The organism is Negadavirga shengliensis, assembly GCF_042652345.1.
GTDB classification, from domain to species: domain Bacteria; phylum Bacteroidota; class Bacteroidia; order Cytophagales; family Cyclobacteriaceae; genus Negadavirga; species Negadavirga shengliensis.
In genome coordinates, this window is record NZ_JBHSJJ010000008.1 from 152,726 (window position 1) to 179,702 (window position 26,977).

The following is a 26,977-nucleotide window of genomic DNA, read 5'->3' on the forward strand; positions in this document are numbered from 1 at the left end:
ATAAAAATACTGTCCTTCAGCATTTCTGTAGCTGAAAATATCTCTATCCGATGAAATGATTTTACTTTATAAACTCGATCGCCTATATTTAATAGATATTTCAATAAAAAATGGGTACGGATTATTCTAAATGCACCGACAGCGAGATCTGGCAGAAGGTTTCCAATGATGATATAAGTGCATTTACTTATATCTACAATGCCTATGCAGATGATTTGTTCAGATATGGACAAAAGTATGCCATTCCCCTTGATGTCATAGAGGATTTGATGCAGGAAACTTTTATCAAAATATGGGAATTAAGAAAGGATATTTTTATCCGGAAGTCTATCAAATACTATATTTTTTCCACATTTAGGAGGGAAGCTGGCATTAAAATGAATGGCAGAATGAATTTTAACGCGTTGGCGGATGTAAAGGATATAAAATATTGTGTCCAATCCATTCAGGAAATATTGATAGAAAATGAACGTCTGAATTATACCCAGGAATCGATCAGGCGTTCAATGGAAAAACTGACGGAGAGAGAACGCGAAGCTTTGGAATTGAGGTATTTATATGATATGTCATATAAAGAGATTTCAGCTTTGATGGGGGTCACCGTTCCGGCATTATACAATCTGGTCAGCATTGCTTTGAAGTCTATAAAAGAGGATCTCACCATGACCGATATTTCCAAAATACTGGTCATGTTACAATTTTTTATCAATTTTTTTTAAAAAGTTCCATTAGATACAGATCCTGTTCCGCTTCCTTTCAGTAAAAAGGGAATCATCTTGGAAAAGGAATTCAATTCAGTAAAGGGCTTTTTGGAGGACAAGTCATTCAGAGACTGGGTCCTGAAGGATAATTGTGGTCCTCATGTGATTTGGACGGACTGGCCCGGCCGCAATCCGGACAGGGAGCCGTTGTTTTTAGAGGCGATGTACATTCTTAAAAATTTACAAGGGGATGTGCAGCTTCTCGATCAGGATAGAAAAGAGCGCGTCCTTTCGGGGATCATCAAAAAAATCAATGTTGAAAATAAAAGCCCACTAAGGTACAATACAAAAGAAGACAAAAAAAACCGCCTCCTCCTGCCCTGGAAACGACTGGGTATTGCCGCATCCGTTGCGGGTTTGTGTTTGCTGGCCTTCTTTCATATCCTGGATATCCTCAAAACCGACGAAAAGCCAGTTGAAACAGAAGTATTGTCACAGTGGGTTTATAGGGCAAATGAACCTGGACGACAGTCCAGGGTGACTTTACCGGACAGCAGCGTAGTATACCTGAACGCATCCAGCGAGTTGCGGTACGACCGGGTTGGATTCGGCAAAACGCACAGGGATTTGCACATCAGGGGTGAAGCTTTTTTTGAGGTCAGACAGGGACTTTCCACCCCTTTTAGGGTGTTTTCCGGTGGAATCGTGACCACCGCATTAGGTACCTCTTTTAATGTGGTTGCCTACTCCGGGGAGCCTATGAAAATCCAGTTGGCAACCGGAAAAGTCATGGTTTCACAAGAGACAGAGCGAGCCCAACCAGGTATTTTTCTACGACCGGGAGAGGAGGCATTGGTGCATACCATGGACAAAATCACCATTCAACACATTGGGAATATGAAATCATTGTTATGGCGGGAAGGTGTTTTGTTTTTTGACAAGGCGCCTGTTGAAGACCTATTCCTCAAGCTGGAAAGATGGTATGGTGTCAACATCAATGTCCATGGCAGCGGCTATAGCCAATTGAAAATCAGCGCGGAGTTCAGAAGGGACTTTCTCTCCAACGTGTTGGAAAGCTTAAGTTATTCTATAGACTTCCGGTATACCATTCGGGACAAAGAAGTGGACATTTTCTTTTGAAAATGCCTATCAGGCTATCGGTTCTCATGGAACATTGAGAGAAACTAATCGGGAATCTTTAAACATACCAATAAACCAAATAACATGAAACAAAAATTACCCAACCCCAAAACTGCCGGAAAATACCTGTGGATGATGATGGTTGTGCAGCTGTTTTGTTGCAACCAGCTTTTTGCATATGAATCCCATGCACAGAGCTCCTATGACATTTCCAAAGTGAATGTTAATTTGAATTTAACAGAGGCATCTCTTTTGGAGGTTTTCCGGTCTATCCAGGACCAAACGACCTATACCTTTTTATATGAAAATCAATTAATGGGACTGGATCATAAAGTCACCCTTCAAATCGACGGCCAATCTTTGGAGAAGGTGCTTTACCTTCTGGCAGAACGGTATGACTTAAGTTTCAAGCAAGTCAACGACCGTATTAGTGTAAAATCTTCAAGGAAGAAAAACATTCCTGCCGTTATCGTCGAAGTGACAGTACGCGGCCGGGTAGTAGATGAAGAGGGTTTTCCCATGCCTGGTGTAAGTGTGTTGGTTAAAGGGACCCAAATCGGTACGGTTACCAATTCAGAAGGAGAATATCTACTGGAGAATGCGCCGGATGATGCCACGTTGGTTTTTTCTTTTATCGGATACCTTACCCAAGAGATTCCGTTAAATCAGCGGAGTACTTTGGATGTCAGCCTGGAGCCGGACACGCAACAATTGGATGAGGTAATAGTAGTCGGATTTGGGACCCAGAAAAAGATAAACGTGACGGGAGCGGTTGCCACGGTGGACGGGGACCAGCTGATGCAAAGGCCTGTTCCCAATGCCGCTTCAATGTTGCAAGGCAGAATGCCTGGGGTCAGGGTGGTCCAAAATTCAGGGCAACCCGGTTCCGAAGGCATAGGTATCCAGGTTAGGGGCCAGGGAACCTTCAGCGGAGCGGGCTCCAATCCTTTGGTTTTGATAGATGGCGTGGAAGGAAACCTGAATGACATTGATCCCAATGATATTGAAAATGTTTCCGTTCTGAAAGATGCGGCGTCCGCATCCATTTATGGATCAAGAGCTGCCAATGGTGTGATTCTCATTACTACAAAAAAGGGAGAGAAAGGGAGGTTGAGAATAGATTATAATGCGAATTACGCAATACACGCTCCCACCAGAATGCCTGAACTGATCACCAATTCGGCAGAGTATATGGAAATGTGGAATGAAGCCAGGCTGAACAGCAATGCCACCACAGGCTTGTATTCACAGGAGCAAATTGATCTTTACAGAAATGCTACAGACAGAAACCAATATCCGAATGCCGATTGGTTGGACATTATGTTCAATCCGGCCCCTACCCATACGCAAAACCTGTCTTTTAGCGGAGGTGAAAACCTGACTTCCTACAATATTTCACTGGGTTATGTAAATCAGGAGGGGGTTATGAAGGGGTTTGACTTTGAAAGGTACAACTTTAGGATCAATCTTAGTTCGGGTATCAACGAAAACATCAAGTTTGGTACCAACCTGTTTATGAAGCGGGGGGACAGGAGCAATCCCCGACAAGGCGCCGTGGATACCTTCCTATCCACGCTTTCCCAGGCCCCCACCTATCGCCCTACTCTCCCTGACGGCTCCGGACGATATACGTTCAGGGCCTTCGATTTTGAGTCCAACAACAAGAACCCTGTGGCCATTGTGGAAAATGAAGTACTCAATACCCTGCGGGATTACAGTATCAATGCCCAGGCCTGGACAGAATTTACGTTGACAGAGGGATTAACATGGTATACCAAGGCTGCCATTGTAGGTGATTTTGAAAGGTCAAAAGACTGGAGGCCTGAGGTTCCTCTTTATAATTACTTGAATGGTGAGTTCATGACCGACCTTGATGTGGGAGGAAGAGGGTTAAATGTGTACAATGCCCATAACCTGTATACCAACTTATTCTCCTACTTCCAATATGAGAAGGCCCTGGCGGGAAATCATAATTTGAATGTACAAGTGGGATACAGCCAGGAAGAAAACAATTTCGAGTTTATGAACGGCTATAGAGAAAGGTTTCCAAGTAATATCCTGCGGGAACTGGACGCTGGAAGCCCGGCAGTTCAGAACTCATCAGGTTCCAGTAATTCCTGGGCAATTCAATCGCTTTTTGGAAGGCTGGGATACAACTTCAATGAAAAGTACCTGCTGGAATTCAACATGCGCTATGATGGGACAAGCCGATTAAGTCCGGAAAACAGGTGGGGCGCTTTTCCTTCAATTTCCGCTGGATGGAGGCTTTCTCAGGAGGACTTTATCCAAACCGTTGGGGGCAATTGGCTGGATGATTTGAAGTTAAGGGCTTCATACGGAGAACTGGGCAACCAAAATATAGGTATGTACCCCTATCAGGATATACTCTTGTTCACGGGTGCTTATCCTTTTGACAATAGCGATTTGTCTACCGGCGTGGCACAGACCCGCCTTACCAATCAAAACATCCGGTGGGAAACAACCAAGATCACGGATATAGGTTTGGACATGATGATTTTTAATGGGCTGACCCTCACTGTCGATTGGTACCGAAAAGTAACGTCGGATATTCTCAGAAGCTCTCAGTTGACGGGAGTAGTGGGTTTGGACCCGCCAACGATCAATGACGGCGTGATGCAAAACACCGGCTTGGAGATCAATCTTAATTATAGGAACTATGTAAGAAACGGAAGGTTTGAAGGATTGAACTATGAGGCAGGCTTTTTCATTGACAGGTTTAGGAACGAGCTTATCGAGTTTGGCGCTGAGGAGATCAGCGGATACCTGATAAGGAGAGAGGGCTTGCCCTGGAATTCTTTCTTTATGTTGGAACAAATAGGGATTTTCCAGAGTGAAGAAGAAATCAACGGTGCTCCTCGCCAATTTAATGACAATACCCTTCCTGGTGACTTGAGATTCCGGGACCAAAATGGAGATGGCGTGATCAATGATGATGACAGGATAGTCATGGGAAACCCATTTCCAAAGTTTGAATATTCCTTCAATTTTAATGCTTCCTGGAAAGGTTTTGATATGTCGGTTTTCCTGCAAGGTGTGCATAAAAGAGACATCTTTGTGAACAATTGGGGAAGATTGCCTTTCATCCAGGGCTCTCCTCCTACGGTGGAATGGAGAGAGCGGTGGACGCCCGAAAACCCATCTGAATCGATGCCACGAATGTATTGGGGCTGGGACGATGCCGGAAAAACAAGCAGAAACTCCTCTTTCTTTTTGGAAGATGCCAGTTATATGAGGATAAAAAATATTGTTCTGGGCTATACCCTGCCGGCCGGAGTTTCAGGGAGGCTGGGACTCAGCAGGGTCAGGGCATATTTGTCAGGGGATAATTTGTTTACCGTCACCAACTTTCCCGGCCTGGACCCCGAACGTACCGGCAGCGGGAATTTTGTCAATTATCCCCAGAATAAAATATATGCTTTCGGTTTGCAGGTGCAGTTATAAAAAATCATTCAAATTGATACGACAATGAAAAAACTAATCACATATATCAAAGTAGCTGTAATTTTGCCATTTGCCTGGTCATGCGCTGATTTTCTGGATAAAAACCCGCCTGACCAGCTTTCTTCCCAAATGTTCTGGGAGAACAAAGCGGATTTTGAAAATGCTTTGACGGCTGTTTACGGCAGTTTGCAGAACAGCATGTTTTCTCATGGCATGCCCAATTGGGATGTACTCACGGACAACGGCTACGGCCAGCACAACTATTGGGGAAGCAACCCTATTGTCCAGGGAAATGTTTTTCCTTCTACGGGAGGCTATATTTCATCTGTTTATTATGATTCGTACCGGGCCATTGCCAGGGTAAATATTTTTCTAAATCATCTCGCCGCTTACGAGGGCTCTGACATCGGGCCTCAGGAACGCAGTCAGTTTGAAGGGGAAGCCAAGTATGTTAGGGCTTTTTTCTATTCCTTCCTTTATATGTCTTATGGGTCAGTGCCTCTGGTGTTGGACCCGCTCTCCTTAGAAGATCAATTCCAGCCCAAAGTGTCAGACGAGGAAATCAGGCAGCAGATCATTACTGACCTGTCTGATGCGATACAACAATTACCCGATGTTTTGTATCAAAATAATAATGGCCATGCTGTCAAATCCTCCGCTGAGGCTTTGATGGCGAGGATTTTGTTGTATGATGCCTATGACCCACAAGGAAATGCCCGAATCGATGCGATGAACGAGGCATTGCCCTATTTAGCGTCTTTGATGGCCGCAGGCTACCAACTGGCTCCCGATTATACAGAAGTGTTCAGGGACGGAACACAGGAAGGAAATCCGGAAATTCTGTTTTCGATCAAATTTTTGGCGCCGGATAATTTCACCCCCATGGATCAGTGGTATGGTGATTGGCTGGTAGTGAGTCCACTGCAAAACCTGGTGGATACCTATGAATATACAGATGGACTGCCCAAAGGACAATCTCCCCTGCAGGATCCGAATGACGAGTTTGCTAACAGAGACCCCCGATTGGGGTATACGGTGTTTGAGGATCATGTGGATTGGGGAGGTGGCAACACCCATGTGCCTTCCAATAACCGGCCAACCGGCTATGGCTTAAAGAAGTTTTTGACTCCTGATCTTATCCCTTATGGGTATTCCACCCGTTCACAGCAAGACTGGGTGGTTTCTCGCTTCGGAGAGGTTTTGTTGATGTACGCGGAAGTGTTGAATGAATTGGAAGGCCCCAGCCAGGATGTTTACAACGCTGTAAATAGGGTGAGAGGCAGGGTAGGTATGCCGTCTCTGCCCGTTGGGTTGAGTCAACAGGAAATGAGGGAAAGAATTCGACATGAAAGAAGGGTGGAGCTGGCTTTTGAAGGACTTAGGTTTTACGATCTCAAGCGGTGGAAAACAGCGGAGGAGGTCCTCAACGCCGTTGATGATGGCGTGATACCGTATAATTTTGAAAGCAGGTTTTATAAGTGGCCATTGCCGCAATCGGAAATAGACCGGAATGACGGAATTTTGGTACAGAACCCGGACTATTGATAAAGCCGTCTATACTTGGTGAAAAGCTGTCCGAAACAAGGTTTGTTTTGGACAGCTTTTTTTATTGGTGATTTTTGTTACAATAGGTGATGGAAAAATGCCTTATTTTTGACGTATAGTGTTTTAAAGTATGAACTGGAAAAAAGAAATACGAACCTGGGCCATTATGTTGGGCATTTTTGGTGTATTGTATTTTACAGGATGGATGACGCCCATAGCTGGGGGATTACAGTCCCTTTTGCTGTCTACCGGTCTGATCAAACCCAAGGTGACATTGGAAAACCGAGAAAAACAGGCTTTCAATTATGAAGGCCAGTTCCTGGACATGGAAGGGGACTGGGTTGGGCTTTCCCAATACCGGGGTAAAACCGTCTTCATCAATCTCTGGGCAACGTGGTGCCCCCCTTGCAGGGCCGAAATGCCCCATATCTCCGAACTGTACAAAAAAGTGCAGGATGTTGAAAACCTGGAGTTCTTGATGATAGCGCTGGATGATGATTTTGGGAAGAGCAAAAAATATATAGCGCAAAAAGGCTATACATTTCCCGTGGTCCATGCCGCTTATGGTCTGAATGAATCCTTGAGAAGCCAGGCCATTCCCACTACGCTGGTGGTTAATCCAGAAGGGGAAATCGTTTTTTATCAGGAGGGGATGAGCAATTTTGATACGAAGGAATTCAGGAAATTTCTTTTAAGTTTGTGAAGCCACGCGTTGTTTGGGAAAGGCTTTCGGATTGACCCTGTGTCTTAGAAAAGGGACTGATTTTGGAAGTTGCAGGGATTATCAAAAGCCATCTTTATTAAGGAATAAATGGATTTTTGGCCGAAGGCCTGATTATAATTCAAAAAGATGGATATTTTTGTAAAAATACCCATCTATGATAACGTTTTTGGAAGATTTTTCGAGAGAAGTCGGACCGGTTATGTCAGCACTTTTGGCGACGGCCTTCACCTGGTTGTTAACCGCATTAGGAGCATCTTTGGTGTTTTTTTTTAAGGAAATCAAAAGGTCAGTGTTTGATACGATGCTGGGCTTTACCGGGGGAGTGATGATCGCGGCGAGCTTCTGGTCTCTTTTGGCCCCAAGCATCAAGCAATCCGAAGAAATGTTTCCCGACTATCCTTGGCTTCCGGCAGCGATAGGGTTTCTTTTGGGCGGGCTTTTTATTTTTGGTTTGGACAAACTCACTCCCCATTTGCACATTAATTTTGGAAAGGAAGAAAGCGAGGGGGTGTCCACCAAATGGCATAAATCCACATTGCTTCTCCTGGCGATTACTTTGCACAATATACCGGAAGGCCTAGCTGTGGGTGTGCTCTTCGGGGCAGCAGCTCATGGGGCAGACGGAGCTACCATAACTGCAGCCATTGCCTTGGCGATAGGTATCGGAATACAAAATTTCCCGGAAGGCATGGCGGTGTCTATGCCTCTCAGGAGAAACGGTGTCAGCAGACGCAAGAGTTTTTGGTATGGACAGTTGTCTGCAGTGGTTGAGCCGGTAGCCGGAGTGCTGGGAGCGGTTGCCGTTGTTCATATGCAGAACGTCTTGCCCTATGCCTTGTCTTTTGCAGCGGGAGCCATGATTTTTGTGGTCGTGGAGGAAGTGATTCCTGAGACGCAAAGGGATAAATATACGGATTGGGCGGTATTGGGCTTTATGGGAGGTTTTACCATCATGATGATTTTGGACGTAGCCTTGGGCTGAAAATAAGGAATGGGAAATCTTTTCTGGTGATTTTCGTCACTAAATTCCAAGAGGACAAAAATTATATTTGCGAATGATCCGGGAATAAACAATTATGCCCATTAATCAGGATTATTTTCCTTAGCATGAAAACCGATCAATCGAAGGGAACCCGTGATTTGAGAAATGGCTCCCGTCTTCTTTCATTCATGTCACATAATTTGTCATTTGATCTGCATCAGGTACTGCATGAATTGGGTCATTATTTGCCTGCGCAGCCTCCTTTAAAGGATTTTGTGCACCACAATACCCTGCATGCTTTCCAGCATCTTCCCTTTCATGAAGGAGTCCAAATTGCCTCCGAAAACTTTGGATATAAAGTATATTGGAATCTTGAAAAATACAGGGAACTGTATCATTCGGGAAAGATAAATGCGGCGATTCTTGAAAGAGTTATCATCGAACGCCAAGGGGCTTCCAACCTTGAGTATTGGCGACAATTGCTGTTGCATCGTCCGGTTCAGGAATACCCTGAACCGAAAGTTGGCCAACTCCGCAGATGGTGGAAACGGATTTACCATCTCAACCTGGACAAAGAGGTCCAGGCCACTCTTTTCAGATTGATTTGCGGTTATCTCGATCAGGGAATTGCCATTTGGAAATTTCCCGTTCAGGCAAAAGGATTGCTCAGCGCCGTACGTACGATCGAGAAAAACAGCTTTACCACATTTGTGAAAAGTGAGAGGGCAAGGGAACTTCTTTTTGACGGTCACACAACCCTTCAAGACCTGCTTGAACTGTTGGTCGGTAAGGAAGAACGGTTTGCACAATACCTGTTTGATCAGCAATTTTCCCATCCGGGGTGGTCAGGGATGATAGCGGTATTGGAACAGCAGCCCCAGCTTCTGCTGGATAAAAAGAAGGTGTCCCTCCATGATCTGGTTTTTCTGGAATGTATACTTGAAATCGATGCGCTGGATAGAAAAAGGGGGAGCCAATGGACCGCTTTGGCTCAACATATTCCTAATAATTTCCCGACAATTTTCGAGACCCAAGGGGCTTCCGAATGGTATCAAATTCATGGACTTTGGCAGGAAGCCATGGAATGGACCTATTATGATCAGGTAATCAAAGGATTACAGCTTGGGAACGGAAAGGATTTATCGCCGAGAAACCCTGGGTTTCAAGCCATGTTTTGCATGGATGACAGATCCTGTTCCATCAGAAGATATGTGGAAAGGTTTTTCCCTGATTGCCAGACCTTTGGTACAGCAGGGTTTTTCAATCTTCCCTTTTACTTCCAACCCGAACACGGTAAATTCATGACCAAGGTTTGTCCCGCGCCCATTAAGCCTGTCCATGTGATCAAAGAAACCGAATCCAAAATTCGACATGAAAAAGATGCGCATTTCAGTAAACATTCCAAAGGTATTTTGGGTGCCTGGGTCATTTCGCAGACCATGGGATTTTGGTCGGCAGTTAAAATGGTAAAGTCCATTTTCCGACCCGGGGAGACACCGGCAATGGTCTCCTCTTTCAGGCACATGGATCCTAAAGGAAAACTCGGCATTGAATGCAAAGACCCTGATCATAGGCATCATGGGTTACAGGCGGGATTTACTGTGGAGGAAATGGCTGAGAACATGGATGGTTTGCTTAAGAGTATTGGGTTGGTGAGGGATTTTGCCCCATTGGTGTATATCATCGGACATGGTGCCAGTTCCGTCAACAACACCCACTACGCAGGCTATGATTGTGGGGCTTGCAGCGGCCGGGCTGGCTCAGTAAATGCAAGAGTAGCAGCTTTTATCGGTAACCACAGTGAGGTGAGAAAGGCCCTTCGCGCCCAGGGAATTAATATTCCCGACAGCACCCGGTTTATAGGGGGGCTTCATGACACGACGCGGGATGAGTTTGAATTTTATGATGAGGAGACCCTTCCGGAAAGTCATCAGCAGTTACACCGGCACAATGTACAGATCTTCGAAATAGCCTTGGATTACAATGCAAAAGAACGTTCCAGAAGATTTCATACCATTGATTCAAGGCAGGATCCCCAAAAAGTACATAAGTTGGTGAAGCTCAGGGCGATGTCTTTATTCGAACCCCGGCCTGAATGGAACCATGCCACCAATACCCTATGTGTTGTTGGCAAACGGGAAAGCAACCGCCATCTCTTTTTGGACAAAAGGGCGTTTCTGAATTCCTATGACTACAGCATTGATCCAGAAGGGAAATATCTTTTAGGTATATTGAAAGCCGTGGCCCCGGTGTGTGGGGGAATTAACCTTGAGTATTATTTTTCCAAAGTTGATAACGAGCGGCTGGGAGCGGGAAGCAAATTACCACATAATGTCATGGGACTCCTCGGGGTGGCTAACGGCATGGAAGGTGATTTGAGAGCGGGCCTTCCTCTTCAAATGGTCAACATTCACGATCCCATGAGACTCCTGGTTATTGTAGAACATTTTCCGGAGGTTTTAATGAAAATCATTCACATACATGAGCCCACCTATGAGTGGTTTATTAACGAATGGGTCAGGCTGGTAGGTATTCATCCTGAAACCAAGGAAGCCTTCGTGTTCCATGAAGGGGAATTTCTTCCCTATAATCCTATAACCCGACAGATAGTCGCGGTTGATAATTTAGACGCTGTTTTGGAGTCAAGCGCTGAAAATCTCCCCGTATACATCATCGAATAAGGTATGTTTGATCAATTGGTAATCAGTTCATTTTCGCTTATTCCTTTGCTGGGTTTTTTGCTTTCATTATTCATCCCGCAAAAAGGGGAAAAACCATTCTCCAGACTGGCTTTTACAACTGTGGCCATCCAGTTGCTTGCAGTAACGGGATATATCATTTACTGGATTTTTAAGGGAGGAATACCTGTCAATAGCCGTGGATGGAAAATCTACAGCAATGGAGACTATCAGTTTTTCCTGGGTTTTTATTTTGATAATATTACTGCGGTCTATCTTTTTGTGGGAGGCTTTGTGACATTTTTGATCACAAGGTATAGCAGATTTTACCTGCATTTGGAAGATGGATACAAACGTTTTTTCAATACCCTTCTTTTCTTTCATCTGGCTTATAATTTAACCGTGCTGGCAGGGAATTTTGAGACTTTATTTTTCGGGTGGGAAATGCTTGGGCTGTCCTCCTTTCTTTTGATCGCCTTTTACCGTGAGCGGTATTTACCGGTCAGGAATGCGGTCAAGGTATTTTCGATCTATAGGATCGGTGATATCGGAATCATATTGGCCATGTGGGCCAGTCATCACCTTTGGCATGAAAACATCACCTTTATCAAACTGCTCAATGAAGAACTTGTGCATGAACACCTCTCATCGCATGGTGGGATTGGGCTCTTTATTGCGGTAAGTCTGTTGATTGCCGCGGCTGCCAAATCCGCCCAGCTGCCTTTTTCTTCATGGCTCCCCAGGGCGATGGAGGGACCTACGCCTTCGAGTGCCATTTTCTATGGGGCGCTTTCCGTCCATTTTGGGGTGTTTTTATTACTTAGGACCTATCCTTTTTGGGAACATCAGATGGTTGCAAGGATATTGATCGGGTTAATGGGTCTGTTGACTGCTATGGTTGCATACCCCATCGCAAGGGTACAAAGCACGATCAAAACCCAGATAGCCTATGCCTCGATAGCCCAAATCGGGATCATGTTCATGGAAGTGGCTTTAGGTTTGCAAACGCTGGCATTGATACATTTTGCGGGCAATGCATTTCTGAGAACTTATCAACTTCTGGTTTCTCCATCGGTGGTGGCCTATATGATCCGCGATCAGTTCTATCATTTCAGACCACGGGAGATCACTTTGGAGGACACTTTTCCCAAGAGGTTGGAATACAGCCTGTATGTCCTTTCTCTGAAGGAATGGAATTTGGACCGTTTCTTTAACCAATGGGTATTTCTTCCCATCAAAAGACTTGGAAGGAAATTGGATTTTCTTACTCCCAAAAACCTCTTGATTTACTTTCTTCCGATATATGCGTCAGGATTGCTCCTTTACTTTAATCAGGGGTGGATTCCTTCCCCGGTCAGAGCGTATTTACCCGGATTCTTTGGACTCTTGGGGATGCTGATGGTGTTCAAATCTTTTTCCGAAAGAAAATACCCCCGGCTTGCTCTGATGCTGGTGATGGCTAACCATTTTTGGATAGCCCTGGCGGCATCATTCAATGAAAGTGTTAACTACAGCGAAACTTTTATTTACCTGAGCGGTGTGATTGTTGGCGGTATAGTAGGATATTTTGTTTTGGATCATCTGCGCAAAAGAGAGCCTGCATATTTTGATCTTAATCAATACTACGGACACGTGTTTGAGTACCGTAGACTTTCTCTGGTTTTTCTCTTGGCAACAATGGGCATGATGGGTTTTCCTATCAGTCCCACATTTATCGGTGTGGATTTGATATTCAGCCATATTCATGAGGACCAATACCTGTTGGCAGCCTTTAATGCGGTCAGTTTTATTCTGGGAGGGGTTTCTCTCGTTAGGATTTACGCAAGGCTTTTTCTGGGTCCCCATGTCAAACACTATCACCCCGTGGCTTTAAAAACGGGGTGACCGGTTTGGACCATAGAGGAGGGTAAAGTACCAATAAGGCCTCAATACTTGTTGCTTTGAAGTCCGGTGTAGTACGATCTCTGAAATCTTCCTTTTTATCGTATCCGGCCGCTTTGTTGCTACGGGCGGGTTTGTCCGTTACCTTTGATGATCCATTTGTAGGATGTAAGCTCCTCCAGAGCCATCGGCCCCCTGGCATGCAGCTTCTGGGTACTGATACCGATTTCCGCACCCAGGCCAAACTGGGCACCGTCCGTGAAGGCGGTGGAAGCATTCGCATACACAGCGGCGGCATCTACCGCTTTCAGAAAATGATCGATTGTTTTTGGGTTTTCAGCAATGATGGCCTCACTGTGTTTGGAGCTGTACCTGGCGATATGGTCCAAGGCTTCTTCCATACCCAAAACGGTTTTGATCGACATCGTCAGGGAAAGGAATTCGATGCCAAAGTGTTCCTCGTCGGCAACCGCCAACAAATCCTTGGGATATTTTCCATGTAAGACTTGATAGGCCGCATCATCCGCAAAAATCTTCACTCCCTTTTTTGCCAGCGGCTGGCAGATGGCAGGCAGATCCGAAAGCCTTTCTTTGTGGATAACAAGGCAGTCCAGCGAATTGCATACACTGACCCTTCGGGTTTTAGCATTGACGATGATGTCGGTCCCCTTTTTTAGGTCAGCAGATACATCAAAATAGGTATGGACAATACCCGCTCCCGTCTCGATTACGGGTACTTTGGAATTGTCCCGCACAAATTTGATCAATCCTTCACTTCCTCTTGGGATGATGATATCCACATAGCCAACAGCCTGCAGCAGGGCTTTGGTCGCATCCCTGTCTGCGGGCAACAATGTGACGATATCCGTACTGACTTTATTTTTCTTAAGAATTTTGTGAATGATTTCAACGATGGCTGTATTGGAATCATGGGCATCTGAACCACCTTTCAGGACTAGCGCATTTCCCGTTTTCAGACAAAGGCTAAACACATCAAAAGTAACGTTGGGACGGGATTCGTAAATAATACCGATTACGCCCAAAGGCACTCTTACCTTTTGAAGCTGCAAACCGTTAGCCAGTGTTTTTTCGGCGATAATCTGTCCTAATGGGGATGGGAGTCTGGCTACATTAATGATGTCCTCAGCAATGTTCTCGATTCTTTCTTCTGTTAGTTTGAGCCTGTCGTATTTGGGATCTGAAGGGTCCATTCTATCCAGATCGTTCTGGTTAGCGTCAAGTATTTCAGGGATATACTTGATGGCTGCCATAGCCAGGTCATCCAGGATCCTGTTGGTTTTTTCTTCGGAGAGCATGGCAAGCTGGCGGCTGGCGGTCCGGACTTTTTCGAATTTTCCTTCAAGCGTTTTCATCGGCTGGATTATGTTTTTTACAAATCAGTTGGCTTCAAATATATAAAGGTAATCGTAATGAACGAGGGGTTTTTGGTTGGCAAGCCCGATTTTTTCCCGGGCATTTTTGGCGCTGTATTCAGCTTTGCCCAGACCAATCCTGATACCGTGGCTGTCTACAATCCGGATGATATCCCCTTTAAGGAACTCTCCTTTGATTTCTGCGATGCCTATGGGCAACAGACTGGTGATTTTGGAAGAAAGCAGTGCTTTTTTTGCCCCTTCGTTGATAATGATCTCCCCTTTGGAATAATTTTCACTGTGGGCGATCCATTTTTTTTGGTTGTGCTTGGATTTTCCGGGTTCGAAATAGGTGCACTCCAAGTCTTGGTGGTAGAAATGTTCCAGCACCTTTTCCTTTTTACCATTGGCTATCAGTACTTCAATGCCCAGGTCAGCGGATTTTTTGGCCATGCTCATTTTGGTAAGCATGCCCCCTCTGCCAAAAGAAGACTTGGTGGTAGAAATGTACGGGCTCAGGTCAGGCATTTTTTGCCCTACCCTTCGAATGAGCTCAGCGCCAGCTTCAGCGGGATGTCCCTTGTATATGCCATCCACATTGGTCAGGAGGATAAGGGTATCTGCATCGATCATGGCAGCCACCAGGCCTGCCAACTCATCATTGTCCGTAAACATCAGCTCAGTTACTGCAACGGCATCGTTTTCATTGATGACAGGGATGATGTTGTTTTTCAGCAGGCCATCAAGACAGTTTTTCATGTTCAGGTAATGCATCCTGTCCCTGAAGTCCTCCTTGGTCACCATGAGTTGGGCTACTTGGTGGCCTTTTTCCAAAAACAGCTCTTTATAGGCCCGGATGAGCTCAATCTGGCCTATAGCAGCCCATACCTGTTTCTTTGTAATGGCATCGGCCTTTCCCGCGAAACCAACCGCCCTTCTCCCAAACGCCACTGCACCGGATGTCACCAATACCACCTGGAATCCTTTTGATTTCAGAAAAACCATTTGCTCTACCAACGAAGCCATCCGGTTTTGATCCGGGGTGCCGTCGTCTTGGGTAAGTACATTTGAGCCTATTTTAATGACTACGGTTTTGGTACGGTGGTTCATGTGTTGCTTGCTGATTCCAGAATGTACGCAAAAATAGAAAGCTTTGGTCAATTAGACTATTCCTATTTTATCAAGTTTCATCCCAAGTCACCCGAAGCAAGTTTGGGACTGGCTGTAAAGGGGAGGAAAAAATTAACCTACATTTCCCTTTTGGGAGAATAAAGAGGGTTGAAGATGAGGGCAGGGCTATTTTTTTCAAGGCAATAATACACGGCTCAATTATTACTGGTATATTGTTTTTAAGGATATTTGATTACTTTGTGAGTCCGTACTTTGTAGGGGTTAAATTTGTTTTGTTTTGGGAGAAATCATAATTCGTTTTAGCGATTGGATATGGGGGACACCCCTTTTGATATTATTGATGGGCGGGGGTTTTTTGATGTTTGTATATTCTGGATTTATTCCCTTCAGAAGATTGGGACATGCCATCAAGGTGGTTCGGGGCAAATACGATGACCCTGAAGCTTCCGGAGACATTACTTCCCGACAGGCCCTTTCTTCCGCCATTGCAGCTACGGTGGGTTTGGGCAATATCAGCGGGGTAGCCCTTGCTATTGGGACAGGCGGTCCGGGTGCGATATTTTGGATGTGGGTCTCCGCTTTTGTAGGTATGGCTACCAAGTTTTTTACCTGTACATTGGCGATTATGTATAGGGGAAGGGATTCTTCCGGACATATACAGGGAGGACCCATGTATGTGATTGAAGAGGGTATGGGTAAAAAATGGAAGTTTCTATCCATCATCTTTTGTGTGGCGGGGATAATGGGATTGTTGGCGATTTTTCAGGCCAACCAATTGACTGACGTGCTGCGGGTAGTGATATTCCGGCCGTTGGGTCTGGATTATGGCCAGCCCACCCGATGGGCCATAGGAATTGTGGTGATGTTGCTGGTGGCGTTGGTGATTTTAGGCGGGATCAAACGCATTGCGGCGGTGGCCTCAAGGTTGGTGCCGTTTATGGTCAGTATGTATTTCGTCTGTGTGTTCATCATCTTGTTTAAGAACCTGGGAGAAGTGCCGGGGATGCTGTTGTATATCCTTGAGGATGCATTTACCGGACAGGCGGTGCTGGGAGGGGCAGTGGGACAGGTCATTGTTATCGGAGCCAGAAGGGCGGCATTTTCCAATGAAGCAGGTATTGGCACCGCTCCAATGGTCCATGGCGCTTCCAAAAACAATGAGCCGGTAAGGGAGGGGCTAATTGCCATGTTGGGTCCATTTATAGATACCATTGTGGTCTGTACTTTAACGGCCCTGGTCATCATGGTTACGGGCGTGTGGAAATCGGGAGAGAGGGACGGCGTGTTGCTGACCCTTTCCGCTTTCGAACAAGGGTTGCCCGGCATAGGCAAATACCTTTTGATGTTTGCTGTGCTGATATTTGCCCTGTCTACCATGTTTACCTATTCCTATTATGGGCACAAGTGTTTCAATTATCTTTTCGGCGCAGACAAGGCAGATTATTACAATTACTTCTATCTTCTCACCATTGTAGGCGGGGCGGTAACTTCATTGCATGTGGTCATGAGTTTTGTGGATGGAATGTATGCCATCATGGCTTTTCCAACCATGATATCTGCCCTGTATTTGGCCCCGAAAGTCAAGGCGGCTACCAAAAGTTATTTTGAAAGGATGAAAGAATGATGAAGCATCCCGGGTTGATAATTGTAGATCATTAAAAGTTGTATGGGCGAATAGACAGAAAGCAATGAAATGGCTGATAGCACCCAACGCCTTTAAGGGCACTATTGAAGCGGATCGGGCCGCAAGTTTAATAAAGGACACCATCTTGGAAATTCGTCCACGGGATCAGGCTGAAGTTTGTCCTATTGCAGACGGTGGAGATGGCACCTGTTTGCTGCTGAGCGAACTTCTGGGATTGGAAAAGGTATTTGCCGCTGTGAATGATCCATTGGGAAGGCCGATGAGGGGCTTTTTTGGATATGATGCCCATAGCCGGACAGCCTATCTGGATGTTTCGACTGTTTCAGGTATCAAGTGGCTGAAGGAATACGAGAAGAACCCTTGGATATGCAGCAGTTATGGCACAGGTGAGCTCATCATGAAAGCCATGGATTATGGAGCGGGGGAGGTGGTGATAGGTTTGGGAGGCAGCGCGACGGTGGACATGGGTACGGGGATTTTACGGGCCATGGGGATGCTGTTTTTGGATGAAAAAGGGCGGGAAATCCCCATGTTTTCTCCGTATTTTCTGGAAAGAATTGCACATGTTCAACTGACCTCCGTTTTACCTGATATAAAGTTCACTTTTTTATGTGATGTCACCAACAGCTATTTTGGCGAAGAAGGGGCAATCCCCGTATTCGGTCCCCAGAAAGGGTTACAAAAACAGGATATGCGGAGATTTCTGCAAGCATCTGAAAGTTTTTATCGGCTGTTGCAGGCGAAAAGTGAAAACGGGATAAGTGATGGGGAAGGTTTTGGGGCTGCGGGGGGCATCGCCTTGGGCATCAGCGCCTTTTTTAAAACCCAACTTGCCCCAGGCGCTTCTTACTTTTTTGAGAAAGTCCGGATGAAAGACCGCATCAAGCGTGCGGATATCATCATTACGGGTGAAGGCCGTTACGATCATCAGTCGGCTAAAGGGAAAGGCAGTTTTGAATTGATGCGATTGGTAAAGGAATTAGGAAAGGAATCCTGGTTGATTACTTCGGGAGAAGAGGCGAATGAAAGCGGGTTTGATGTGATATTACAGCTGCCCGACTTGGATTTTAAAGAGAAAGAAGTAATCGAAAGAGCTGAGGAAGCCTTGGTAAAGACTTTACAACAAACCTTGGGCAGATACAAAAATCTGAAGATATGATGTGTTTCCGTTTTGACCCATTAACTCAGGGCAGTTAAGGGCTGTAGAGGGGATTTTTTATAAAGAAACCTGTTTTCGGCATGCCTATCCGCTCTTTAAAGATAAATTTAGTGATTATCATACATAGAAGTTTCCTTTTAATTTTGGGATTTATTCCGGTTGGATTTCAGAAATCTGAAAGCTGCCCTTAGAATTGAATTAAAATAAGTTATATTTAATACAATGGCAGCATTGATTTTTGCTAAGGTGGAAAAAATAAATTTTCATATTGTAAATTTCGTATTTCTAGTAATAGGATTTGTTCCCCTATTCCTTTCTTTATATGCAAAATCGATCAAAGGAGGAAGGGTAAATAAATATTTTTCATGGTTGATGATGGCTTGTTTTATCTATTCTTTGGGCAATGCGCTGGAGATGTTTGCGGCTTCGTTGAATTGGAAAATCGCCTTTTTGAAAATGGAATATTTGGGGGCTGTTTTTTTGGGCCCTTTGATGCTTATGTTGGCAATTCATTATACCGGTAACGAAAAACTCGTAAATAGAAAATCGGTCTCTATGATTTTCCTTGTTTCATTTTCCTTATTGGGACTGGTTCTTACCAATCCTTTTCACAGGTTATTTTACAGGGAATTTGCGGTGGAATTCAATGGCTTGATTGACCACCTGGTTTCCAGAAAAGGGATGCTATACTGGGTACATCAGACCTACACGGTGCTGCTCTTGGTAATCAGTTTATGGTTACTTATCAGGATGGCACAGGAAGTTCCCCATTCTGTCCGCAGGCAGGTTTATATGGTGCTTTTTGGATTGTGTTGTCCCTTTATTATTTATTTATGGTACCTGACGGGTACGATACCCTACCAGTTAGATGTCATTCCTTTCGGCTTTGCATTGGCAGGGATATTTATATTTTTGGGTTTGTTAAAGTTTAAACTTTTTCAGATTGCGCCGGTAGCCTATAAGACCCTTTTTGACAATATGGAGGATGGCGTAATTGTTACGGATTTAGAGCATAACCTGATTACCTGTAACTTGTCAGCGAAAAGATTTATGGCTTTTGGATCGGCCGAAATGACTCTTGGAAATATCCGGGAAGAGTGGCCTGAAGTGGCTGAGTTAATAATATCCCCCCTTGATTTTGATGTCAGGGAATTTCACAAAATACAACAGGAGTATCTTCACTGGTTTTTAGCCTCCAAGTCCGTCATTAAAGACAACAAGGATAACGTCGTCGGCAATATTATTTCATTAAGGGATATAACCCAGGAAAAGAACTACCGGCTTGAAATAGAAAAAGCCAGGGAAGCTGCTGAAAAGGCTAATCAAGCCAAGAGTGAATTTTTGGCCAACATGAGTCATGAAATCCGCACCCCCTTAAATGGTGTGATAGGGTTTACGGAATTGCTCACCAATACGCAGTTAAATGAACAACAGAAGCGGTATGCCAATACAGCTTTGCAATCTGCGGGCGCCCTTTTGGATTTGATCAATGATATACTGGACCTGGCCAAAATAGAAGCCGGTAAGACCGAAATGGATTATAAGAAAACAAATTTATATGACCTGTTGCAGACTGTGGTGGAAGTACTTTGTTTTCAGGCGCACCAAAAAGGTCTCGAATTGCTGCTCGATATTGAAGAAGAGGTGCCGGAATGGGTAGTGGTCGACCGGCAAAAACTAAAACAAATTCTGATCAATTTATTGAATAACGCACTCAAGTTTACCCAAAAAGGCGAAGTCATCTTAAAAGTCAGTCGTTCGGAGGTGGAGAAAGGAAAGGAGATCCTTCTTAAATTTGCGATAAAAGATACGGGAATCGGTATAGAGCAGGAAAAGCAGACCCTTATTTTTGATGCGTTTTCACAAGCCGATTCATCCACCACAAAAAAATATGGAGGTACAGGATTAGGTCTGACCATTTCAACGCGATTACTGTCGATGATGGGCAGTAAAATCCGGTTGGACAGTTGCGTCGGCAAAGGCAGCACTTTCTATTTTGACCTTTTGTTGCCTTTCTTTGAAGAAGGTACTCCGAAGATGGATTTTTTTCCTTCGCTGTCAAAAGTCCTCCTAATTGACAATAATGAGAGTTCACGCGACATCATACAGCGTTATTGCAGGAGATTATCGGTGACGGCGATAAGTACCGGCGACTTTGGTGAAGCTTTCGGATGGATGGAAACGGCTGACGGGAAATTCCAGGCGGTCATCATGGATCATAAGGTTCTCGGGTCAGGCAGCATTATCGCCGTGGAAAAAATAACGAATCTCTTTAAAAACAAATATGAACAACCCCACTTTGTAGCAATGGTAGGCGCTGACGATGGGGAAGTAACAATAGAACAATATAAGAGGGCAGGTTATGGGCTGTTTTTAAATAAACCGGTGACGTTGCAGAAACTCATAGCGCTTTTTAAGTCTCTTTCCAATGAAAAAGACCATTTTGACCGGAAAGGCGGAGCAATTCAGGATGTCCATCAACAAGGGATATCGGTCCTGTTGGTAGAAGATAATTCCATCAACAGAATGCTGATAAAAGTTTATATGGAGCGATTGTTCCCCGGGGTGGAAGTGATAGATGCGGATAGTGGCAGAAAAGCATTGGAGCTTTATGAATCAAGAGGGCCGGATTTGGTCCTTACCGACTTGAGCATCCAGGATATGAACGGGTATGAAATCTGTAATTTGATCAGGAATTTACCCGGAGGAAAGGACATACCCATAATTGGGCTTTCAGTCAATGCATTAAATACTGAAAAGAAGCGTGGTTATCGTGGAGATTTCAATGATTTCATGACAAAGCCGATATTTCATGAAACTTTTAAAGCAGTGATGGAACGCTGGCTGCCCAAAAAACACAACGGCCATATAGGATGAACATGGCCGTTGTAGGTAGTTTTTTAATTATCTTCTCCCCGGAGTTTAATGACCGCTCCTTCCAGCTCTCCGCTTATCCTGATTTGGCAGGCCAGACGGCTGGTGGGATAATATTCAGGTAAAGCCTCCAATTGGTCCAATTCCACATCCGAAGCTTCTCCCAGACCATTTTTTCCTTCCAATACTTCAACATGACAGGTGGCACATAACGCCATCCCGCCACAGGTGGCCAGTACCGGATACTCGGAAGCTTTAAGCACTTCCATTAAGCTTAAGCCCATGTCATCAGGGGCTTCTATCGTCTGACGGTTTCCGTCGTGATCTTCTACTGTGAATGTTACCATGCTGCAAAAATAAGATTAAAATGCATTCACTCCATTGACAGTGGTATATTTAAAACTTAATTTTTGGTCAGGATATACATATTTGAAGGCGGAATGCATCATGATCGCCGCTTCGTGGAAGCCGCAGAGAATCAGTTTCAGTTTTCCCGGGTAGGTGTTGATGTCTCCTATCGCATAGATTCTGTCCACGCCGGTTGAATAATCCGTCGTATCCACCTCAATGGCATTTTTGTCAATGGTTAATCCCCAATCAGCGATTGGTCCGAGTTTGGGGCTCAGCCCGAAAAGCGGAATCAGGTAATCCGTGTCGATCTTGATTTGGGATTTGGCTTTGTCCTCCAATAATACCGTTGCCAGACGACCATTTCCACCCAATTCTTTTAAATTGGCGGAAAGGATCAAATCTATTTTACCGTTGTTTGCCATATCAAACACCTTTGCCGCAGAATCCGGGGCACCTCTGAACGTCTCATTGCGGTGAACCAAGGTCACTCTTTTGGCCACGTCGGCCAAGTATATGGCCCAGTCCAAGGCAGAATCCCCGCCACCGGCCAACACCACCTTTTTATCCCTGAATTGTTCCGGATTTTTTACCATATATGCCACCCCTTTGCCTTCAAAATGCTCAAGGTTTTCCAATACAGGTTTTCTGGGTTCGAAACAACCCAAGCCCCCTGCTATGACAATCACCTGGGCGTGTATCTGGGTTTTGTCATTGGTAGTGATTACGTATGACCCGTCTTCCTGTTTGGTCAGGTGATCCACCCTTTCTCCCAGTGAGAAAGTAGGCTTGAACGGTTTGATCTGCTCCATGAGATTGTCTACCAACTCCTGCGCTTTTATCTCAGGATATCCGGGTATGTCATAAATGGGTTTTTGTGGATAGATTTCCGAAAGCTGACCGCCTACCTGCGGCAATGCGTCTATCAAATGACAACGCATCTTTAACAATCCTGCTTCAAAGACGGCAAATAAACCAACGGGGCCCGCTCCGATAATGCAAATGTCAGTAGTAATCATGGTGTTTTATGTTATTGGTTCAACCAATTAAATTTCGATTGTTTGTACAAATATAATTAGTATGACAACTAAATCACTTACTTTATACAAATTATTCTTCAAGATTATTATATATGGTATTCAGAATCCGTCTGAACTCGTTGAAATCCGATTCATTCAGGTTTTCCCATGCTTTTTGCCTGATCAACGCAATCTGTGGTTTAAGTTCGGCTACCTTTTCTTTTCCATCATCTGTCAAACTCAGATGAAAACTTCTCCTGTCCTGAGGGTGCTGACTCCTCGCCACATATCCCTTTTTGCACAGTATGTCTATGATCCTTGTCAAAGTCGGATGGTCTTTAAAAACCAATTGTGCCAACTCAGTTTGACTGAGTATTTCGTTTTCAGCCAGATTTTTCATGACCAGCCATTGGTCTACAGTGACATCAAAGTCATTCAATTTGAACTTTTGCTGGGCGTACTGTTTTACCTTTCTGGCTGTCCTGTCCAGCAAAAAGGAATATTTACTAAATTGCTCGTATGTCATACCAATTATTAGTGAGACAAATATAAGCAATATTTTTTTCTTAATTCCAATTAACCCTATAAAATTTATAGGATTTGTTAAATAAAGTTTTTGTGCGGTTATTTGCAAGTTATTTTTAGAAAAAAGATCTTTAAGAATGAAAATAAATTTAAAAGGACTACATGCTGTGGTAGGCGGGGGCAGTAGAGGATTGGGATATGCTTGTGCCTGGCAACTCGCGTCCTGCGGCGCCAGGGTCACGCTGATGGCCAGAAATGAAAACAACCTCCAAAAAGCCTTGGCTGAACTTCCTGCAGACGATGGACAAGAACATCATTTTTTGGCAGTGGACTATTATGACACTGAGGGACTGAAGAAAAAAACCGATGCCTATTTTGCTGAACGTCCGATTGATATCCTCGTCAACAATACCAATGGGCCGGCAGCAGGCACTGTCTTGGAAAAAAACCTGGAAGATTATCAGGCGGCTTTTGATCTCCTGTTCAAAAGTTATCACCGGATGGCACACTTGGCACTGGATGGAATGAAAAAAAGGGGATACGGCAGGATCATCAATGTGTCGTCTATTTCTGTAAAGGAGCCGATTCGGGATCTTGTCCTTTCCAACACCATTCGGACAGCCGTGATAAGTTGGGCCAAATGCCTGGCACGGGAAGTGGCCCCATTTGGCATCACGGTAAACAGTGTGCTAACCGGTTCCTTTGATACGGAGAGAATAGAAGAGGTCATGGAGGCCCAATCCAAATCCTCCGGTGTCCCGATGGATGACCTTCTAAAACAAAAGAATGAGCGTATTCCTGCGGGAAGATTGGGGAGGCCTGAAGAATATGGGTATCTGGTTTCTTTTTTGGCTTCTCCGTTTGCCGCTTATATCAACGGTGCCAATATCCCAATAGACGGAGGTTATTTGCGGTCAGTATCATAAAAAAGGGTCCACCAATGGCGGACCCTTTTCTTGTAAAACGAACCTTAACTATTACTATTTGGTTTGAATTTTTCCACGTAATTTTCTACGGGATCCAGGCTCTGGAGGTATTCAAAAATGGCTCCCAAATCCTCTTCGTTCATTCCTGAATACATTGCCCAGGGCATTATGGTTTGCATTTCCCCGGGCCGCACTTTTGTCAGATTGGAATGATCTGAATACATTTTAAAGCGTTGTATGAACATGTCTTTTGTCCAGTTTGCCAGCCCGCTTTCATGAGGGGTAAGATTTGGTGTGGTCAGGACGCTGCCATCGGGAAAGATGAATTCGCGTCCTCCTGCCAGCCATGCTCCTACATAGTCACCCTTTTCGAATTTGGTATGGCAATCCCTGCATGCTGATGCGGTAACCAGGTAATTTCCATAGGCTAATTGGTCCGAGGGGTCAGGTTTTTTGGTTAAAGCAGCTTTTTTAGGCATGGTACGCATGATCAGGTTGATCGGAAAATCCGGCTTGGACTTTCCGTGGTTGGAGGCAACTGGTTCCAATGACCGGATATAAGCGATGACGGCTTCGATGTCTTCGGGGTCCAGTTGGCCAAACCCATGATACGGCATCACTGGAAAAATCGGGTCTCCATCCCTTTTTACGCCAGTGGTAATCAGTCTGAAAAGTTCGCCGTCCGTCCAATCTCCTATCCCAAACGGGGTGATGTTGGGAGAAATAAAAACACCGGGGAATCCCATTGAATGATCAAAACGCTCACCTCCTACGGCCTCTGTTCCCGGTTTAGGCGGAGCACTGTAAATACTGAAATCCCTTTGTGAATGACAGTCAATACACTGCATCACGTGATAGGCAAGGTATTTCCCCCTTTCGATTTTTTCAGGGGTCGGGGTTACCTGATAGTCTGATGGGGCAGGGCCTACATTGGGTAAGGCAACGGAGACATAGATAACGGCGCCTATGACCATAATGAAAAGTAATGAAACGCCAATGATCAAAATTTTAAATGCTTTTTTCATGGTGTGAACATTTTTTTAAGGTTATTTTACACTTCAAATTTCCTGTTGCGCTTTCAATTTTCTATCACCCATTTGGGTGATTTTTCAATTTCAATTAAAAAAAGACTGTGTGTTTTAGCGGTTCCTTATCTTGTGTACCAGATCTGTGCGGTTATGGGCATCCGTTTTTGAAAAGATATTCTTTAAATGGGTCTTCACGGTGTTTTCGCTGACAAAAAGATTTCTGGCAATTTCCTGGTTGGTATGCCCTTTTTCTACCAGTTGGATGATTTCCATCTCCCTTTTGGTCAAAGGGCTTAGAAGGCTTCCGTTCACTTTCATGGGGTTGAATTGGCCGGAGGAAGCAGGTGGATGCGGAAATGTCTCCGTTTCCGGAGGACCTGGAAGGGTCTTTTTTTTGCGATACCAGTAAAGCCCTCCGGTAAGAAAAATAAATGCTGCTGAAAACATACCATAGAGAGAATTGTTCTTAGAGGAAGCTTTTGCTTTTTCCAGTTCCCTGGCTTGCAAACGAATAAGTTTGTCCTTTTCGATAGCATCGAATCTGGCTTGCATTTCTTCAAATGCCCATTGTTTTTGTTCATTATTGATGCTGTCACTGATACCGGTAAATATTTTCCAGGACTCAACGGCTTTTTGTGGCTGATCAAGCCATTCGTAGGCAGTGGCCAACTCCTTGATGATCTGTTTTTTCAATTCCAACCTGTCAGAGTTTTCCACCATGTTCCACGCTTCCTGCAAGTCAGCCATACCTGATGAACCATTGTTTCCCGTCCTGATTTTCAACATGCCAAGATAGGCCTTTGCGGCTGCCTTTTCTGCTATCAAATCTTTGCCAAGGTAAGGTATACCGGCCTGGAGGTGTTTTTCGGCTTCGTCATATTTGTTCAAGTGATAAAGCGCCACTCCTTTTCCAATCTGTATGGCCGCCAGCCCCCGCTCTTTTTTGTGGATATGTTCAGAAAGATGTTCCGCAGCGGAGAATGCGTTAAGACTGGATTCAAATGCATTGGTATAAGAATGCAACAATCCGATATTATAATAAGAGTTGATCATGCCGGCAGTGTCGGCCTGGTGTGTTTTGATTTCCAAAGATCGTTGATAAGCATCCAGGGCCTTTTGGAAATTCCTTCTCTGTTTGAATATGATTCCCAGGTTGTTCAGGGCATGTCCCATTCCTTCATAATAACCGATCGACGAACTTATGTCCAATGCCTCGTGATATTGCTGCAGTGATTTGTCAAACTGGCTGTGAAAGTAATAGGCTGCACCAATGGCGTTTTTAAGTTTGGCCAGGCTAATGGTATCCCGGGTTGACAGCGCGAGACGGATGGCCTCTGAATAAACCGCTAAGGCTTCATCAAATTGGTTTTTGAACTCAAAGGCCAGGGCCTGTTGGTATTGGTTCCATATGATGCCTGCATTGAATCCCAGTCGTCTGGCAAGGGAAACTCCCTTTTCACTGTAAAAGAGTGAAGTGTCGAGGTCCTTTTCCATGTAATAGTATGCCAGATCCCGGTACACCCACACCCGGTTGGTATCGGGATCGTTTTTGGCCAATTCATTTTTTAGGCTGTCAATTTCATTTTGCGCGATGCTACTGTCTAACAACAGCAGGAAGCAGCTTAGATACCACATGATTTTTGCACAAGGCAATGATAGATAGCATTTGGAATATAAAGTCATATTCATCATGTGCCAAAGTCAAATGTTTCTTTAAATTGTAACAAAATATAATTAGACAGTTTTAAGGCTGATTAAGATATAAAAAGCTGTAATACAATAATATAAAATAATTTTGATTCAAAAAAATCCTATTTTATAAATTTAAATATTGCT

At 44.5% G+C, this 26,977-nt stretch carries 19 protein-coding genes; 12 read left to right on the forward strand and 7 right to left on the reverse strand.

The features are described 5' to 3' along the window. The first annotated feature begins 110 nt into the window (after positions 1-110). The 8 genes from ACFPFU_RS15120 to ACFPFU_RS15155 all read left to right on the forward strand — a co-directional run bounded on the left by ACFPFU_RS15120 (position 111) and on the right by ACFPFU_RS15155 (position 13,116). Positions 111-719: an RNA polymerase sigma factor gene (locus ACFPFU_RS15120; protein ID WP_377065611.1), complete on the forward strand. Its 609-nt coding sequence runs from the start codon at positions 111-113 to the stop codon at positions 717-719. Between the two features lie 57 nt (positions 720-776). Further along, a complete protein-coding gene (locus ACFPFU_RS15125; protein ID WP_377065612.1) occupies positions 777-1,841 on the forward strand; it encodes a FecR family protein in 1,065 nt (354 codons plus the stop codon). A gap of 84 nt (positions 1,842-1,925) precedes the next feature. Then, the gene (locus tag ACFPFU_RS15130; protein ID WP_377065613.1) at positions 1,926-5,303 is read left to right on the forward strand and encodes a SusC/RagA family TonB-linked outer membrane protein; all 3,378 of its coding nucleotides are present in this window, start codon (positions 1,926-1,928) and stop codon (positions 5,301-5,303) included. Between the two features lie 24 nt (positions 5,304-5,327). Beyond that, complete coding sequence (locus ACFPFU_RS15135) at positions 5,328-6,848, forward strand: RagB/SusD family nutrient uptake outer membrane protein (protein ID WP_377065614.1); 1,521 nt, start codon at positions 5,328-5,330, stop codon at positions 6,846-6,848. Between the two features lie 130 nt (positions 6,849-6,978). Next, complete coding sequence (locus ACFPFU_RS15140; RefSeq protein ID WP_377065615.1) at positions 6,979-7,551, forward strand: TlpA family protein disulfide reductase; 573 nt, start codon at positions 6,979-6,981, stop codon at positions 7,549-7,551. A 175-nt stretch (positions 7,552-7,726) separates the two neighbouring features. Beyond that, on the forward strand, positions 7,727-8,554 hold the full coding sequence (locus ACFPFU_RS15145; RefSeq protein ID WP_377065616.1) for a ZIP family metal transporter: 828 nt from the start codon (positions 7,727-7,729) through the stop codon (positions 8,552-8,554). Positions 8,555-8,679: 125 nt separating this feature from the next. After that, the gene (locus ACFPFU_RS15150) at positions 8,680-11,235 is read left to right on the forward strand and encodes a YbcC family protein (RefSeq protein ID WP_377065617.1); all 2,556 of its coding nucleotides are present in this window, start codon (positions 8,680-8,682) and stop codon (positions 11,233-11,235) included. Between the two features lie 3 nt (positions 11,236-11,238). Continuing rightward, the gene (locus tag ACFPFU_RS15155; protein ID WP_377065618.1) at positions 11,239-13,116 is read left to right on the forward strand and encodes a proton-conducting transporter transmembrane domain-containing protein; all 1,878 of its coding nucleotides are present in this window, start codon (positions 11,239-11,241) and stop codon (positions 13,114-13,116) included. A 119-nt stretch (positions 13,117-13,235) separates the two neighbouring features. Here ACFPFU_RS15155 and ACFPFU_RS15160 read toward each other — a convergent pair whose 3' ends face one another. Together ACFPFU_RS15160 and proB are read right to left on the reverse strand one after the other, a co-directional pair. Continuing rightward, on the reverse strand, positions 13,236-14,486 hold the full coding sequence (locus tag ACFPFU_RS15160) for a glutamate-5-semialdehyde dehydrogenase (protein WP_377065619.1): 1,251 nt from the start codon (positions 14,484-14,486) through the stop codon (positions 13,236-13,238). A 24-nt stretch (positions 14,487-14,510) separates the two neighbouring features. Next, positions 14,511-15,596: a glutamate 5-kinase gene (gene proB, locus ACFPFU_RS15165; RefSeq protein ID WP_377065620.1), complete on the reverse strand. Its 1,086-nt coding sequence runs from the start codon at positions 15,594-15,596 to the stop codon at positions 14,511-14,513. A gap of 298 nt (positions 15,597-15,894) precedes the next feature. Between proB and ACFPFU_RS15170 the strand changes: the two genes are divergently transcribed. The 3 genes from ACFPFU_RS15170 (at position 15,895) to ACFPFU_RS15180 (ending at position 21,298) form a co-directional block, all read left to right on the forward strand. Beyond that, entirely contained in the window at positions 15,895-17,241 is a 1,347-nt protein-coding gene (locus ACFPFU_RS15170) for an alanine/glycine:cation symporter family protein (protein WP_377065621.1), read from the forward strand. Positions 17,242-17,305: 64 nt separating this feature from the next. Continuing rightward, entirely contained in the window at positions 17,306-18,421 is a 1,116-nt protein-coding gene (locus ACFPFU_RS15175) for a glycerate kinase family protein (protein WP_377065622.1), read from the forward strand. A 222-nt stretch (positions 18,422-18,643) separates the two neighbouring features. Beyond that, positions 18,644-21,298 (forward strand): histidine kinase N-terminal 7TM domain-containing protein, encoded by a 2,655-nt coding sequence (locus tag ACFPFU_RS15180; protein ID WP_377065623.1) that lies wholly within the window; start codon positions 18,644-18,646, stop codon positions 21,296-21,298. A gap of 23 nt (positions 21,299-21,321) precedes the next feature. On the opposite strand, the gene ACFPFU_RS15185 is transcribed toward ACFPFU_RS15180, so the two are convergent. The 3 genes from ACFPFU_RS15185 to ACFPFU_RS15195 all read right to left on the reverse strand — a co-directional run bounded on the left by ACFPFU_RS15185 (position 21,322) and on the right by ACFPFU_RS15195 (position 23,188). Continuing rightward, complete coding sequence (locus ACFPFU_RS15185) at positions 21,322-21,642, reverse strand: 2Fe-2S iron-sulfur cluster-binding protein (protein WP_377065624.1); 321 nt, start codon at positions 21,640-21,642, stop codon at positions 21,322-21,324. A 15-nt stretch (positions 21,643-21,657) separates the two neighbouring features. Further along, positions 21,658-22,662, reverse strand: a complete 1,005-nt coding sequence (locus tag ACFPFU_RS15190; protein ID WP_377065625.1) for an NAD(P)/FAD-dependent oxidoreductase — start codon at positions 22,660-22,662, stop codon at positions 21,658-21,660. A 91-nt stretch (positions 22,663-22,753) separates the two neighbouring features. Continuing rightward, the gene (locus ACFPFU_RS15195; RefSeq protein ID WP_377065626.1) at positions 22,754-23,188 is read right to left on the reverse strand and encodes a MarR family winged helix-turn-helix transcriptional regulator; all 435 of its coding nucleotides are present in this window, start codon (positions 23,186-23,188) and stop codon (positions 22,754-22,756) included. Positions 23,189-23,324: 136 nt separating this feature from the next. Between ACFPFU_RS15195 and ACFPFU_RS15200 the strand changes: the two genes are divergently transcribed. Next, the gene (locus ACFPFU_RS15200; RefSeq protein ID WP_377065627.1) at positions 23,325-24,113 is read left to right on the forward strand and encodes an SDR family oxidoreductase; all 789 of its coding nucleotides are present in this window, start codon (positions 23,325-23,327) and stop codon (positions 24,111-24,113) included. 44 nt (positions 24,114-24,157) lie between these two features. Here the strand turns inward: ACFPFU_RS15200 and ACFPFU_RS15205 are convergent, their stop codons facing one another. Both ACFPFU_RS15205 and ACFPFU_RS15210 read right to left on the reverse strand, forming a co-directional pair. After that, a complete protein-coding gene (locus tag ACFPFU_RS15205) occupies positions 24,158-25,138 on the reverse strand; it encodes a c-type cytochrome (protein ID WP_377065628.1) in 981 nt (326 codons plus the stop codon). 114 nt (positions 25,139-25,252) lie between these two features. Then, complete coding sequence (locus ACFPFU_RS15210; protein WP_377065629.1) at positions 25,253-26,776, reverse strand: LuxR C-terminal-related transcriptional regulator; 1,524 nt, start codon at positions 26,774-26,776, stop codon at positions 25,253-25,255. Between the last annotated feature and the right edge of the window lie 201 nt (positions 26,777-26,977).